This window comes from Gordonia soli NBRC 108243 (assembly GCF_000334455.1).
In the GTDB taxonomy this organism is placed as follows: domain Bacteria; phylum Actinomycetota; class Actinomycetes; order Mycobacteriales; family Mycobacteriaceae; genus Gordonia; species Gordonia soli.
This window is the reverse complement of record NZ_BANX01000023.1, coordinates 24,503-38,907: the sequence shown is the minus strand read 5'-3', so window position 1 is coordinate 38,907 and position 14,405 is coordinate 24,503. Positions and strand designations below refer to the sequence as shown.

At 66.5% G+C, this 14,405-nt stretch carries 12 protein-coding genes; 11 read left to right on the top strand and 1 reads right to left on the bottom strand.

Going from position 1 to position 14,405, the window contains the following annotated elements; genetic code table 11:
- The first annotated feature begins 121 nt into the window (after positions 1–121).
- From GS4_RS15325 to GS4_RS15315, 3 genes are all read left to right on the top strand, one after another.
- Positions 122–1,021: an MBL fold metallo-hydrolase gene (locus GS4_RS15325; protein ID WP_007622098.1), complete on the top strand. Its 900-nt coding sequence runs from the start codon at positions 122–124 to the stop codon at positions 1,019–1,021.
- Complete coding sequence (locus GS4_RS15320; RefSeq protein ID WP_007622096.1) at positions 1,018–2,094, top strand: GAF domain-containing protein; 1,077 nt, start codon at positions 1,018–1,020, stop codon at positions 2,092–2,094. The genes GS4_RS15325 and GS4_RS15320 overlap by 4 nt, the downstream gene beginning before the upstream one ends.
- 352 nt (positions 2,095–2,446) lie before the next feature.
- Complete coding sequence (locus tag GS4_RS15315) at positions 2,447–2,788, top strand: hypothetical protein (RefSeq protein WP_007622094.1); 342 nt, start codon at positions 2,447–2,449, stop codon at positions 2,786–2,788.
- A gap of 224 nt (positions 2,789–3,012) precedes the next feature.
- Here the strand turns inward: GS4_RS15315 and GS4_RS15310 are convergent, their stop codons facing one another.
- Positions 3,013–4,179 (bottom strand): beta-ketoacyl synthase N-terminal-like domain-containing protein, encoded by a 1,167-nt coding sequence (locus GS4_RS15310; RefSeq protein WP_007622093.1) that lies wholly within the window; start codon positions 4,177–4,179, stop codon positions 3,013–3,015.
- A 208-nt stretch (positions 4,180–4,387) separates the two neighbouring features.
- On the opposite strand from GS4_RS15310, the gene GS4_RS15305 reads away from it, so the two are divergent.
- From GS4_RS15305 to GS4_RS15270, 8 genes are all read left to right on the top strand, one after another.
- A complete protein-coding gene (locus tag GS4_RS15305; RefSeq protein ID WP_007622092.1) occupies positions 4,388–6,883 on the top strand; it encodes a sensor domain-containing protein in 2,496 nt (831 codons plus the stop codon).
- 568 nt (positions 6,884–7,451) lie between these two features.
- Complete coding sequence (locus GS4_RS15300) at positions 7,452–8,444, top strand: methionine ABC transporter ATP-binding protein (RefSeq protein ID WP_007622091.1); 993 nt, start codon at positions 7,452–7,454, stop codon at positions 8,442–8,444.
- A complete protein-coding gene (locus GS4_RS15295) occupies positions 8,441–9,145 on the top strand; it encodes a methionine ABC transporter permease (RefSeq protein ID WP_007622090.1) in 705 nt (234 codons plus the stop codon). The genes GS4_RS15300 and GS4_RS15295 overlap by 4 nt, the downstream gene beginning before the upstream one ends.
- A gap of 67 nt (positions 9,146–9,212) precedes the next feature.
- Positions 9,213–10,187, top strand: coding sequence for a MetQ/NlpA family ABC transporter substrate-binding protein (locus tag GS4_RS15290; protein ID WP_007622089.1), 975 nt, complete (start codon positions 9,213–9,215; stop codon positions 10,185–10,187).
- 6 nt (positions 10,188–10,193) lie between these two features.
- The gene (locus GS4_RS15285) at positions 10,194–11,087 is read left to right on the top strand and encodes an amidohydrolase family protein (protein WP_007622087.1); all 894 of its coding nucleotides are present in this window, start codon (positions 10,194–10,196) and stop codon (positions 11,085–11,087) included.
- A gap of 88 nt (positions 11,088–11,175) precedes the next feature.
- A complete protein-coding gene (locus GS4_RS15280) occupies positions 11,176–12,438 on the top strand; it encodes an acyl-CoA dehydrogenase family protein (RefSeq protein ID WP_007622086.1) in 1,263 nt (420 codons plus the stop codon).
- Positions 12,435–13,745 carry an NtaA/DmoA family FMN-dependent monooxygenase gene (locus tag GS4_RS15275; RefSeq protein ID WP_007622084.1) on the top strand — a complete coding sequence of 437 codons (1,311 nt, stop codon included), beginning with the start codon at positions 12,435–12,437 and terminating at the stop codon, positions 13,743–13,745. The genes GS4_RS15280 and GS4_RS15275 overlap by 4 nt, the downstream gene beginning before the upstream one ends.
- A gap of 63 nt (positions 13,746–13,808) precedes the next feature.
- Positions 13,809–14,402 carry a TetR/AcrR family transcriptional regulator gene (locus GS4_RS15270; RefSeq protein WP_007622082.1) on the top strand — a complete coding sequence of 198 codons (594 nt, stop codon included), beginning with the start codon at positions 13,809–13,811 and terminating at the stop codon, positions 14,400–14,402.
- Positions 14,403–14,405: the final 3 nt, after the last annotated feature.

Sequence of the window (14,405 nt, the reverse complement as noted above, 5' to 3'; positions counted from 1 at the left end):
TGTTAGGGTCGCTGGAGTTCCCAGAGCCTCGATGCACCAGTCGGCGCTGGATGACCGGCACGATCGGCGCTCCATCCGGGCGTCGGGCGGCCGCATCCCGTCCCTCGTCCAAAGGAACCACGTGTCGCCGTCGCTGGGAACCATCCGCCGAGTCCGCCACCTCAACTGTGGGACGTTCCGTCCCTTCCGCATGCCGGAGTTCGTCTCCCACGTGTTGCTCTGCGAGTACGAACACGGCGTCGTCCTCGTCGATGTCGGCCTCGGCCGCGACGACGTTGCACACCCGTACCGACGTCTCGGTCTCGGAGCCAAGGGCGTCCGGCCGGTCCTGAGTGCCGACGAGCCGGCAGCCGTTCAGCTGCACGCTCTCGGGATCGCCGAGACGGACGTGTCGATGATCGTCGCAACCCACCTGGATTACGACCACATCGGCGGCGCCGCCGACTTCCCCACCGCCACGGTTCATGTCACCGGCACCGAACTCGACGCCGCCCGCCGGCGGCCGAGCCTGCGCGAGCGATCTCGGTACCGGCCCGTCCACATCGGCGCGATCGACGGTCGTGTCCAGGCCCACACCGCCGAGCCGACGGCGACCATCGTCGGGTTCCGTGCGTATCCCCTCGACCAGGGCGAGAACCTTTACCTCATCCCGATGCCCGGTCACACCGCAGGCCACGCGATGGTCGCGGTACACGACCCGGATCGCGGCTGGCTCATCCACGCCGGGGACGCATTCATGCACGGGTCGGTGTTGCGGCCCGAGCGCGCCCGCCGAGACGAACGCACCGCGCAGCGCGCCGAACGCATGCTGGCGTGGAACGCCTCGGCCCTGAACCCGAACCATTCAGCTCTCCGCGATGCTGCTGCCCGCCCCGACCTCCGGGTCTTCTGCTCCCACGACCGGACACAGTTCGACGCATTGGTTGCCGAGTCGAAGCAGCTCGCCCGCCCACGACACCGCACCGTCGCGACCGATGCCCCGGTCGAGCCGCCCGCCCGACAGAAGGAGACGCCCCCATGACCGACACCTGGATGCTCGTCGAGACCACGGGCAACGGAGAACCGGTCATCACCTTCCGCAAAGGTCGCCCCGCGTCGTTCGCGTCACTGAACAGTTGTCGCCGGGAGTACTTCCGCGGTAACGGAGCAGCCATCGGCGTGCTCCGCTCTGTCATCGACGCGGCGCGATCCAGTGGTGAGCCGACCACCGACCGCGTCACCATCGATCGGGAGTCCGCACCCACGACCATCACCGGAATTCCGGTCGTCGGGCCGTTCGGTGTCGTTCACGCGGTACAGGTCTGGATCGCGCCCGAGGGCGTCCAACCGCCGGCACCGCGCCGAGTGGGCGCCTTCGAGTGGCACGCCGACACCCGACTCACCCACCACGGTCCGACCATCGAGCGAGAGATCCTCGGCATCGCCGACGCCCAGGACGTCCGGGTGAGCCATGAGGTCTTCCAGTACTTCACCGACTTCGAGCGCGAGGGCGACCTCGGGCAGTTCATCATCGAGATCTCCACCGAAGGCGCGCAGGACGGCGACACCTTCTCGTCCTATCTCGTGGTCAAACGCGACGACGATCCCGACGCACGCAATCGGTGCTTCATGACGATCCGCGCGGTGCGCGACACCGTCAGCGGGAAGCTGGTGGCACGCGGTGTCGTGCACGACGTGAGCGATGTCCAACCCGGCCAGCAGGCGGGCGGCTTCGATCGCCAGACCGCCCGCCTGGTGGCGAACCTCGACGATCGCGAGATGGGCATCGGCCGCATCGATTTCGCCACCGGGATCATCACCGAGTGGCTCCGACATCCGCCGGGGCCACTGGATCTGTGGTTGACGCACAACGAGGAGTTCCACTCCGACGACACGCCGCGGATCATCGAGGCCCAGCAGGCACTGCTGCTCAAGGGACTGGACAGAGTCCGGTACCGGGCGCGGGTCCGCTTTGGTGAGAGTCCCTGGATCTGGGCAGAGTTCGTCCTCACCCCGGATATGCCGGGCGCTTCGGGCGGCGGCATGATCACTGCCCGGCCACTCGAAGCAGACGAGATCTCCGCTCCGGACAACGATGTGGTTCACCACAATTGATCGGACCCCACGCCGACCACGACTGAATCGTCGGGCACTCGCACACGCCGCGCCGTCGGTCCACCCGCCGACCGCCGCCACAGCCGACTGCGTGCTCGTCACACCTGAGGAATACACAGCGCCACCCGACGTGATGTCGCGAATGTTGCCAGGCGACCACAGCTGTGGCTACGATCGCCGGGCAGCGCTCCCGACCAGGTCGGAAGCGTTTCCCGCAGGCTCGATCCCTTCGCCGGCGGTTGACCGCAGCCCAACTCCAGGTGCTCCCACCTGCGTGTTCGGGGCTGCGCAATCGCCCAACCGCGACGGGAGCCCGATGCGAAGCGCCGTTCGATCATCCCCGCGTGCCACGATGCGTTCATTCGACCCGGCCAGCTGTCGACTCCAGCCGTCCGATGCGCCGCTGATCGACGAGATCCGCTGGCGCCACGGCTTTTCGGGCTCGAAGGTACTTCCCTCTGCATTGCCGGACCGACCGACCGCGCACACTCCGCGGACAGCGCTGCGCGCGTCCCGTGTCCGCGTGGTGATCGGACTGCTCCTGGCACAGACCGCAGCCATCCTCGCCATGGCCGTGCCGATGCTGGTGCACACGGACACGTCCACCGCCCCTGCGCATCGACCCTCGACGACGGGGCAGATGCACGATGCTTCGCGCCCTGCTGCCGACGACTCCACCACACGTCCTCGCTGATTCTCATCGAGGCGATCCGAGGGGTCCGGGTGCGCTGACGTCAGCTCACAACGCCAGCGCACCCGGTACGGATCGACATCGCCGTCACGCCGCCGCGATGGTCGATCCCCCGGATGTTCGGCACTGTTCGAGCACCGAACCGTCACACTCCTCCGACTGCTGGGATCGGCGAGGAGGTTGTTCCCCCTTTCGTCACCGCCTCGCCGGCACGCTTCCATCCCGCTTTAGGACTTTGGCGCCAGGACCAGGGCCGCGTTGTGTCCACCCATCCCCAGCGACGACTTGAGGGTCAGCCCCTCGACCGCCGTGGTCCGACCGTCCAGCAACTGCGGCAGGACCGCCGGCGCGACCTGAGGACTGGCCGGGATCTCACCACGCTCGTAGCCCAGCAGCGCGGCAGCCAGCTCGACTGCACCCGCTGCCGCCTGGCAGTGTCCGGCCAGCGGCTTGACCGAGTACACCTCGGCGTTCGGCAGCAGGGACTTCGCGATCTCTCCTTCGGCGGCATCGCACTGACGTGTGCCCGGCCCATGCGCGTTCAGGTAGCGGATGTCGTCGCCGGTGACGCCGGCCGCCCGCAATGCGTCGTCGACGCATCCCCGGACGTGTGTGAGCTCCGGGTCCACCGAGGTGACGTGGTAGGCGTCGTGCCGCATAGCCCCGCCGAGCACGTCCGCATATCCGTCCGAGTGCTCGCGGTTGGTCATGAGCATCGCAACGGCGGCCTCACCGAACGTGAACCCCCGGCTGCCCTCCTGGAACGGCCGGCACGCACTGAGCGCCTCGTCGTCGGTGATGGCCACGCCGAGTTGAACGAACATCGCGACCACCTCCGGGGTCGCCGAGAGATCCGTGGAGACGACCAGGACGTCGTCGACCATCCCGGCGTCGAGCCACGACTTCGCCGTGATCACCGCCGCGGAGCCCGAGGTGCACATCGCCGACACGTTCATCGCGGGGCCGTGGAATCCGTACTCGGTCATCAGCAACGACACCGGCGTCGACGGCGTGACGCCGAGGTACTGCCTTCCGGTGTACGCGCCGGCCAGCCCCGGGGTCGCCATCGGGTACATCGTGAGGTCGCCCAGCACACAGGCGTGGACGAGACCGACCCGCGGACCGGGCACCCAACCGCGCGCCATGGCGTCCTCGATGGCCTCGCGCGCGGCCGCACGCATGGCCCGGGAGAACCGCGTCGGACCGTCCGACGGCGTACCCCCCTCGGGGATGGTCACGACCCAACCCGGGTCGTTCGCGGTCGCGCCGAACCCGGCCTGCAGCGAGGCTGCCGACTTACCGGAGACGAGACCCTCCCAAAGCTGCTCGCGTCCCCAGCCGTAGCCCGTGACAGCACCGAGACCGGACACCCGTGAGCCTGCATTGTTCATCATCGATAATCTTCTTTCCTGTAGTGTGTTGTGATCCTTGGATCGCCGTTGGAGATCCGATATAAACAATCCGTGACCAGCGCCGATATGGCGAATACACGGTCGAATTGGTCTCAGATGCGTGCAACGGAGAAGTTTCCGGAGCGCTGGAGGAATACCGTGTGTGGAGGGCTGCGGAAGTAGTCGGAACAGATGAACAGTCAGGTATCGGATGACCACACACGACGCTGATCCACTGGTGTTCTCGCGTGTCGTCGCGCCGGAGGCGGGGTCGATGGTGACGCCGGGTACCGATGCGTCCATCGCCGAGCGATATCGCCTGCTCAACGAACTCCTGCCGGATGCGATCGCGGTCCACCAGGACGGAATCGTGGTCTACGTCAATCGCGCGGCACTGGCATTCGCCGAGGTGGATTCACGCGATCAGATGATCGGTGTCCCCATCAGCGACTACGTCCACCCCGATGAATTGCCCAGAATGGTCGACCGAATACTCGGGATGGGCGACGAACCCGGGGCGTCGACGGAGCCCGAGATCGTGTTGATGCGCAACGGTGCGGGCACCGAGAAATTGATGGAAGTCACCTCGGTGCGCACCGAGTGGGACAACGCACCCGCTTATCAGGTGATCATGCGCGACATCTCCGCGCAGAAGGAAGCCGAGGCAGCGCTGCGCGCGCAGGCAGCCCTGGTCGACCACGTCAGCGACGCGGTCATCGCCGTGGACATGAACCAGCGGATCCGGTCGTGGAATCCGGCGGCCGAGCAGATGTACGGCTTGGTCGCCGAAGAGGCCATCGGCACATCAATGACATCGGCGATGGGCACGTCGATCCGGCCAAGTGGTGCAGTCGCTTTGGGCGGCACCGTCGACGAGATCCACCGTAGGGCCGACACCGGCCGTGAGTTCGCCGCGCGGATGGCCGTGACGATGATGGACGACGGGTACCTGATCGTGTCCGAGGCCGCGCGGCGGCCGCTGTTCGAACGCCTCGGCACCATCCTCGCCGCACTGCATCAGGCAGTGATCGTGGTCCGCGACGGCGACGGCGGGCACATCGAGCTCGCCAATCCCGCTGCGACCGCGATGCTGGGCCTCGAGGACGCGGAGATCCCGGGCCTGTCGACGGATTCACTCTCGATCGACTTCCTCGGCGACACCTCGCCGATCAAGGCGTGCCTCTCCACCGGGGCCGTCATCCACGACATCACCGCCACCATCGCCACCCCGCAGGGCCGTCGATGGCTCTCCTGCAGCGTCCGGCCCATCGACGACGACACCAACGAAGCTGCGGCTCTCGTCTCGATCGTCGACATCACCGACCGCCATCAGGAAGCGTCGAGGTTGGCGTGGGAGGCGACCCATGACTTCCTGACCGGCCTACTCAACCGCGCCGGGCTCGTCGCCGCGCTGTCCAACCACCTGCGCGCACTGAGCGGTCCCGACCAACGGGTCGGTGTCTACTACCTCGACCTCGACGGCTTCAAGGCCGTCAACGACACCCGCGGTCACGCGGCGGGCGACGAGCTGCTCAAGATCGTCGGGCAACGACTCGATGACATGGTCGACTGCGGACCGTCGGTCGTCGGCCGGATCGGCGGTGACGAGTTCATCATCGCCGCAACCCTGTCGAGCAAGGCCGCCGAGCAGATCGGCGACCACATCAGCCACATCCGCGGGGTCGTCAGCGAGCCGATCGACATCGGCGGTCGGCGGGAACGGGTGACCACCAGCATCGGTGTCGCGATGACCAGCGCCGCCCAGCAGCAGACGCCCGAGGACCTGCTCCGCGATGCCGACATCGCGCTCTACGAGGCCAAGCGCACCAACGGGCGCGCGTCCTATGTGCAGTTCGAGGTGCGGCACCGTCGCGATCTCGAGCGTCGGCGCAGCATCGAGCGACATCTCCGGATGTCGCTGACCGAGCATCCCGAGCACTTCCGACTCGACTACCAACCGATCGTCGCGACCAGCACGCAGCGCGTGATCGGCCACCGCGTCGTCGGGATGGAGGCCCTGCTCCGCTGGCGGCATCCCGTGTTCGGGTTGGTTCCCCCGGCCGAGTTCATCCCCCTCGCCGAACGCTCCGACCTCATCGACCTCATCGGTGCGCACGTCTTCGACACCGCCGCCACCGCGCTCGCCAGCAACGAATGGCCGGACGACGCGATGTTGTCGTTGAACATGTCCCGCAGCGGCATGACCGCAGAGGACTTCCTCCCCCGACTCGACGGACTGCTGGACCGCCTGCTCCGCGACACCATCGACGACCCCTCACGCCTGTGCATCGAGGTGACCGAGAGTTCGCTCGATGCCCGCGACAGCGAGGCGCTGGCGACACTGAGCGCGGTCCGCGAACGCGGTGTCCACGTCGCACTCGACGACTTCGGCACCGGCGCATCGTCGTTGAGCGAGCTCTATCGGCTCCCCATCAGCATCCTCAAGACCGCGAAGGCCTTCGTCGACGCCCTCGACCAGGACGACCGCGCCGAGGCGATCCTCTCCAGCATCGTGTCGATGGCCCACGCCACCGGCACCCAGGTGATCGCCGAGGGCATCGAGACGAAGGCCCAGGCGCAGGCAGTCGCGCGGATCGGTTGCGACTACGCGCAGGGCTACTACTTCGGTTTCCCTCGCCCCATCGGCACCCGGCCGCAGAGCAAGGACTCCACCGAGTGGTGGGCCGGGATAGTGAGTCAGGCCTGAGGGGCATACTCCGACAACTGCCCCGCGCCAACGCTTCTGCGCACTTGTCTGCAGGTCGGGGATTTAGCACCACGGAGAGTCGAACATTGGTTAGCGCCCGACTAGCTGGATAATATGACACTCCGTGCAACATCCTCATCCACACGGGAGTCCCCGAGCCGAAGGCTCGTTCCCGCCGACGAGAGGGGGATGATTGACGACCTAGCGTAGGTCGTCAATCTCCGGATCACGCAGATTCCCAACGGGACTCACCGGGGTGTCCGCCGTAAGGTGAGCGAGGCCGTCGCTCCATCACGACCTGCACTCGGTCCTGTAGCGGCGTCACCGTTGTGGCACATGCATCGGCAATGACCGATCTGCAGTCGCGGATCATCATGCGCCATCGCGCTTCCGACGCGTCGAGACGGGGACCGACCACGGGGTCACCTGGCCGTCAACTGGGCCGATGCTGTCCACATCACTGCGCAGGCGGCGGGCGCATCAGCGGCGCGTGCTGCCACGACCGGAATCGTCCGGTCCACCAGCTCGTCGCGTCGCCTGTTCCAACGGCGATGCCCAGGAAGGCTTCATGACCCTACAGATCGACAACGTGTCCAAACGGTACGGCGACGCAACGGTTCTCGAGCCGCTGTCGTGGAGCGCCGAGAAGGGCGAGATCCTCGCAGTCGTCGGACCGAGTGGCTCGGGGAAGAGCACCCTGCTGCACCTCATCAACCTCTCGACACGGCCGTCGACAGGCGCCATCTACCTCGACGGTGAAGACCTCACCGCTCTCGGTCGCCGACAACTGCGTGATGCCCGGCGCAAGATCGGCACCGCCTTCCAGTCCGCCGCCCTGTTCCAACGGCGCACCGTGAACGCGAACGTCTCGTTGCCGCTGGACTACCTGGGCGTCGAGAAGAACGAGGCACGCGCCCAGACGGCGCGACTCGTCGAGCGGGTCGGTCTCGCCGACCGTGCCGACTTCTACCCCGGTCAGCTCTCGGGCGGGCAGAAGCAACGCGTCGGCATCGCACGGGCCCTCGCGCTCAATCCGCATGTGCTGCTGGCCGACGAGATCACCTCCGGCCTCGACCCGGTGACCACCGCGTCGATTCTCGACCTCATCAAGGCGTTGCGCGACGAGCTGCAACTCACTGTCGTCCTGGTGACCCACGAGATGGACGTGGTCCGCGCCGTCGCCGACAAGGTGCTGTACCTCGAGAACGGCAAGGTCGTCGAGTACGACACCGCCGCAGCCCTTCTCCGCGACCCGGCGTCGCATGTCGGTTCGCAGCTGCTCAACTGGGGTCAGGGTGCCGAAGCGTTCTCGGCGCACGTCGACCCGGCCGGACTCCTCGATGTCCTCTACGTCTCCGACCGCGTCCCACGCACGTGGGTCAGCGACCTGACCGTGCGGTTCGACACCGAGGTCGAGCTGATCGAGGCGCTCGTCGAGCCGATTCGGGACGAGCAGTTCGGTCGTGCGCGCATCCGTATCTCCGATCACGCCAAGATCCCCGACATCAAGGTGCACCTCGCCACGCAGGGCATCGCCGTCATCCGGGACGGTGACCAATGAGCACCGTCGTGAACGTGGCCGCCGGCCACGACTTCAACACCCCATGGGACGAGGTCCCGGCCATCCTCTGGACAGCGTTCCAGGAAACCATCGCGATGGTCTTCTTCACCTCGGTGATCGTCCTGGTGGTCGGCCTGATCGTGGGCGTGGTGCTACACAACACGTCGGGCCGCGACTCCGCGTTGTTCACCAACGAGAAGGTCTACGGCGTACTCGATTTCGTCGTCAACATCGGTCGATCATTGCCCTTCCTGATCCTGATGGCCTTCATGATCCCGTTCACGCGGGTCATCGTCGGTACGTCGGTCGGCATCCAGGCGGCCATCGTGCCGATGGCGGTAGGCGGCATCCCCTACTTCGCCCGGCTGGTCGAGAACGCACTGCGCGGACTCCCGGACGAGATCGTGCGCGCAAGCGTCGTCGCCGGCGCCTCCAAGTTCCAGGCGGTGCGCTCCGCTCAGCTCTCGGAGTCGTTGCCGTCGTTGGTCGGTGCCGCGACCATCCAGGTCATCGGACTGATCGAGTTCTCCGCCGTCGCGGGCGCCATCGGTGCGGGCGGCCTGGGCAACCTCGCACTCGCTTATGGCTACCAAGCCTTCGACGACAACATCATGCTTGCGACCGTCCTGTCACTCATCATCCTCGTCCAGGTCGTCCAATTCGTCGGAAACCGGCTGGCCCGCTGGGTGACCCGACCATGAGCATCTCGCCATCACCGACGGCCACTCCGGCCACCCCACACAGATCAGCACACGAGAGGAACACCCAGTGAGCACCAATGAGCCGGCGACGCCGGGAGGATTCACCATCCAGAAACGGTCCAAATGGCCGTGGATCGGCGGCGTGGTCGCCGTCATCGTCATCATCGCTGTCGTCCTGGGGGTCACCCTGACGGGCAACGACGACAAGGGCTTCGACTCCCACCTGAAGATCGCCTACGCGACCTCGACGCCCGCACAGAAGGCGATCATCGAGTACGTCAACAAGGAGATCGCGCCCGACTACGGCATCAGCTTGGAGGCAGTCGGTTACGGCGATGGCGACACCGTCTACCGGTCCGTCGACGAGCACAAGACTGCCGCGCACTTCACCGCCCATCGCTACTGGACCGCCGAGGTCAACAAGCGTCTCGGCACACACAACTTCGCGACCGACGCCGAGGTCTACACATGGGTCGGCCCGGTCTACTCGGGCAAGTACCGGTCGCTGGACCAGATCCCCAACGGCGCCAAGGTCAGCATTCCGCAGGAGCCGTCGGTGCAGGCGCAGCAGCTGGCCGTCATCGCCGGTTTCGGCTTCATCGAACTGGACAAGTCGGTCGATCCGCTGTTCGTCTCGACGCGCGACATCACCTCAAACCCGCGCAACTGGCAGTTCACCCCCATCGAGTTGAACAGCCAGCCGCGGGTCTACCAGGACTTCGACATCACCTTCGGTGGTGACGGCGTCGACCCGGCAGCACTGATCACGACCGTCCCGCTGCCGCGGGCGTACTCCCCGCCCCTGACCGTCGCCGAGGACCGTCGGACCGATCCGAACATCGTGAAGCTCTACCGGGCGTTCAAGGATCCGCGTATCCAGGAGTGGCTCAAGACCGGTGACGGGCAGCAGTACAAGACCGTCATCAGCAATGTCCCGACCGATCAGCCGCTGGTCCACCCCGAGCTGTACCTGCCGCTCGATCCGAACGCGAAGTCGACCGCGGGCAACCCGCAGCCGTCGGCCGTCGCAGGTCAGGGGTGATCGCGGATGTCTGACGATCGCACTTCCGCAAGCCTCCTCGACGTACACGCGCACTATGTGGCGCCCTGGTGGTTCGAGCAAGACGGCACCGATCAGGCGCAGCGGCACCAGCTCATCAGCGACCTCCCGGCGCTGACCGAGCTCGACGCCGATGTCACCCGGGTGCTCAGCGCCCCGCCGGAGATCCTCTACGGCACGGCCCCGACCTCGGATGCGCAGGTGCGCAAGCACAATGAGTTCCTCGGTGAGACTGCTGCGGGACGCGCCGATCTCGCCGCGTTCGCATCGGTCGACGCATTCTCCGAGGACGCGGTCGGCCAGATCGAACATGCCATCGACGATCTGGGTCTGAGCGGAATCGTCATCGACTCTGTCCACGGCGACGAGTACCTCGGCGACAAGCCGACGTGGGCGGCGTTCGAGGCGGCCGCACACCGCGGCGTCCCGGTGTTCGTCCATCCCGTGTGGACGCCGGACGCCGACGATCTGCGCGAGCGCATCGGTCCGCAGGCTGCCGGGTTCGGACGTGGGTACCGCAACGGTCTCGCATTGCTGAACCTGGTGAACTCCGGACTGGTCAAGGCGTTCCCGGAGCTCACAATCGTGATCACCGGGCTCGCCGTCGGATCGTTGTGGTTCGCGCACGAGCCCATCGCCCGGGTGCGCGACGATCTCGGTTTCAGCCCGCACGTGTACATCGACACGACGTCGTTCCACGCGCCGTCGATCCGTTACCAGGTGGATGTGCTCGGCGCCGACCGCGTCGTGCTCGGCTCGGACTGGCCGTTCCACACAGACGGCACCCGTGAGATCGCCGAGTCGACTCTGGTGACAGCAGGACTCTCGGAGTCCGATCGCGATCTCGTGCTGTCGGGCAATCTGCACGCGCTGCTCGGCTGAACACCGTTCTCCCGCACGTGCCTGGTGCGTCGGACCATCCCGGCGCACCAGGCACATGTCGATTCTCCAAGAAAGAGCCACACCGCTGATGACGTACAACGAGGCAGCATTCGCAGCCGGGTTCGCCGACTACCTCCGCGAGATCGCGCCAGGAACCGTGGAACGCGAACGCAAGCGCGAACTCCCACACCAGCAGATCCGTGATCTCTTCGCCCTCGGCTTCGGCACACTCCGTCTCCCCAGCCAATGGGGTGGCTTCGGCTGGGACCTACCGCGAGCACTCGACGCCGTCATCGACCTCGCCGCTGCCGACCCACACGTGGCACACGCACTCCGCGGACATTTCAACGTCATCGAGGACTCCCGCCTCGCCGCCCCCGACCATCACCCCGATCTCATCGCGCGGCTCGCTGCCGGCGATCTCGTCGGCACTGCGTACTCCGAACGCAAGCTCGCACCCGAGCAGGATGCGAGACTCGAACTGCGCGAGGGCGTCTACCACCTGAGCGGCGTCAAGTACTACACCACCGGAAGTGTCTACGCCGACTGGATCGTCGCCGCCGGCCGGGATGTGGAGACCGGCAAGCAGATCAACGTCATCGTCGATGCTCACGAGTCAGGTGTGGAGATCGTCGACGACTGGGACGGTTTCGGTCAGACACTGACCGGAAGCGGGACAACCCGATTCACCGACGTACCGGTGGCCTACCGCAACCATGTCGACGCCGGCTCCGAGCTGACCCCCGCCCACTCGCATCAGATCGCCTTCCTGCAGGTCTATCTGCTCTCGGTGATCGCCGGGATCAGCGCGGCGGTCGCACGCGACGCCGTCGAGTACGTGCGGCCGCGCAAGCGGACATTCGGCGTCGGCTCCATCGCCGAGCCGCGACGCAACCCTCTCGTCCAAGAAGTCGTCGGCGAGCTGCACGGCATCGCCCAGTCGGTGCGCTCGATCGTCCTCGAGGAGGCCCGTCAGCTCGACGCGCTGCAGGTTCTGCTGCACGACAACACCATCGACGATTCCGCGAAATCTGCAGCTGCGGGTGAACGCCTGATCCGGGTGTACTCGATACAGTCCCCGGTCATCGACCTCGCACTGCGAGGTGCGACGCGCCTGTTCGATGTCGGCGGTGCCTCGGCGACCAGTGTCGACCTGGTGCTCGACCGACATTGGCGCAACATCCGGACCATCGGCGCCCACAACCCGGCCGGACAACGGCTGCAGCAGGTCGGCAACTTCCGGCTGAACGGCATCCTGCCTCCGTCGCTGGGCGGTCTGGAACCCGGTGACATCGGGATCATCGCGACCACACCGGATCTGTCGACGTCGACGGAAGGCGTCGTGCGATGAGTCGGCGCGACGACGGCGAACAGCTGCACCTGAACATCAACATCCTGCCGTCGGGCTCGCACCCGGCCGCATGGCGGTCTCCGACCGGTCGTCGACGTGGCTTCGTCGACATCGGCCTCTACCAGGAGATCGGCCGGATCGCCGAGCGCGGCAAGCTCGATGCGATCTTCCTCGCGGACACTCTCGCGCTGCCGAAGGGCGTCATCCAGTCCGGACCCACATGGGCACTCGATCCGGTCGTCATCTTGACCTCGGTGGCTGCGGTGACCGAGAAACTCGGCCTGATCGGCACCGCCAGTTCGACGTTCTTCTCACCGTGGACGCTCGCCCGCAGCTTCCTGTCGCTCGACCATGCATCGAACGGCCGTGCGGGATGGAATCTCGTCACCACCAGCGAACCCAGCTCGGCCTTCAACTTCGGACCCGACCCGTTGCCGCCCAAACAGCAGCGGTACGCACAGGCATCCGAGTTCTCCGACATCGTGCGTGCCCTGTGGGACAGCTGGTCGGACGACGCGCTGATCGCCGACCCCGAGTCCGCTGTGTTCGCCGATCCGGACCAGATCACCGCACCCGCCCACTCCGGCGACAACTTCTCCGTCGCCGGCCCGCTGGCCTTGCCCCGTACCGCGCAGGGCCGGCCACTGCTGGTGCAGGCAGGCGGGTCACCCGAGGGACGTGACCTCGCCGCCCGTCATGCCGACGCGTTGTTCAACGCCCAGCTGACGCTGGCAGGAGCGCAGAGCTACTACTCCGACCTCAAGGCTCGCGCCGAAGCGTACGGGCGCCATCCGGGTGACATCGCCGTCCTACCCGGCGTCGAAATCACCGTCGGCGAGACCACTGCCGATGCCTGGGCACGAAAGAACGCGCTGGACGACCTGATCCCGCGCGACAAGCGACTGCGCTCGTTCGCCGCGCGGGTCGGCATCCCCGCCGACGCACTGTCCTGGGATGAGCCGATCCCGGAGGAGTTCGACGACCCGACCAGCGGTGCCAACAGTTTCGGGTTCGCGTCCGCCTTCCACGACCTGAACGTCGCCGAGCGCTTGCCGGTCGGCGAGATCATCCGCCGTGGCGCAGGAGCGCATCGGACGCTGGTCGGTTCTCCGCACGACGTCGCCGACTCGCTCGAGGAATGGTTCGAGGAGCACGGTGCGGACGGTTTCAACGTCAACATCGATGTCTTCCCCGACGGCCTGGAACGTTTCGTCGACCTCGCGGTCCCCGAGTTGCAGCGACGTGGGCTCTTCCGTCGTGAGTACGCGGAGTCGACGCTCCGCCAGCGATATGCGCGCGCAACCTGACCGGTCGATCAGTAGACGTCCGACCCGCCACGCAGGAGAGCAGCGTCGAATAGACTGCCGACAATGGCAGTGAACAAGGTGGGCAGGCCGAGCAAGGCGGCCGAGCGGCGCGCGCAGATCTTCGGCGCGGTCACCGACGTCATCGCCCTCGAAGGCCTGTCGGCACTGACCACCACCAGCGTCGCCGAGGCCGCCGGATTGAAGCGAACCCTGGTCGGACACTATTTCCCTAGCCGGGACTCGCTCATCGAGCAATATGTGAGCTTCGCGGTGGGTGTCTACGGCGAGGTGATGATCGAGCGCGCGGCCGTGGGGTCGGTGGACGAGGCTCTTCACGCGATGCTCGACGAGAGCGCCTACCCGGAGCCCAAATACCTCACGGTATGGCTGGATCTCGTCGCTGCGTCGTCTCGCGACCCGAGTATTCAGACCCAACTCGACTGGCTGTGGACCGAACTGTGGTTGCCGAAGATCCGCGCTCTCATCGCAACAGAGCATCCGGGGGCCGGCCGTGAGCAGTTGGCCGGCGCAGCGTTCTGCATCACGGCGCTCATCGAGGCGTACTGGGCGTTCCGGGCACAGCTGACCACCGGTCACGTCCGCCGTCGACGCCAGGTGGTCGCCGCCTGTCACGGCATCCTGGCCCAACTGGATTGACCT

Bases quoted from the DNA above. Each gene is read 5' to 3' on its own strand.
- GS4_RS15320 (WP_007622096.1), top strand. From the start codon at position 1,018: ATGACCGACACCTGGATGCTCGTCGAGACCACGGGCAACGGAGAACCG.
- GS4_RS15315 (WP_007622094.1), top strand. From the start codon at position 2,447: ATGCGTTCATTCGACCCGGCCAGCTGTCGACTCCAGCCGTCCGATGCG.
- GS4_RS15310 (WP_007622093.1), bottom strand. From the start codon at position 4,179: ATGATGAACAATGCAGGCTCACGGGTGTCCGGTCTCGGTGCTGTCACG.
- GS4_RS15305 (WP_007622092.1), top strand. From the start codon at position 4,388: ATGACCACACACGACGCTGATCCACTGGTGTTCTCGCGTGTCGTCGCG.
- GS4_RS15300 (WP_007622091.1), top strand. From the start codon at position 7,452: ATGACCCTACAGATCGACAACGTGTCCAAACGGTACGGCGACGCAACG.
- GS4_RS15295 (WP_007622090.1), top strand. From the start codon at position 8,441: ATGAGCACCGTCGTGAACGTGGCCGCCGGCCACGACTTCAACACCCCA.
- GS4_RS15285 (WP_007622087.1), top strand. From the start codon at position 10,194: ATGTCTGACGATCGCACTTCCGCAAGCCTCCTCGACGTACACGCGCAC.
- GS4_RS15280 (WP_007622086.1), top strand. From the start codon at position 11,176: ATGACGTACAACGAGGCAGCATTCGCAGCCGGGTTCGCCGACTACCTC.
- GS4_RS15275 (WP_007622084.1), top strand. From the start codon at position 12,435: ATGAGTCGGCGCGACGACGGCGAACAGCTGCACCTGAACATCAACATC.
- GS4_RS15270 (WP_007622082.1), top strand. From the start codon at position 13,809: ATGGCAGTGAACAAGGTGGGCAGGCCGAGCAAGGCGGCCGAGCGGCGC.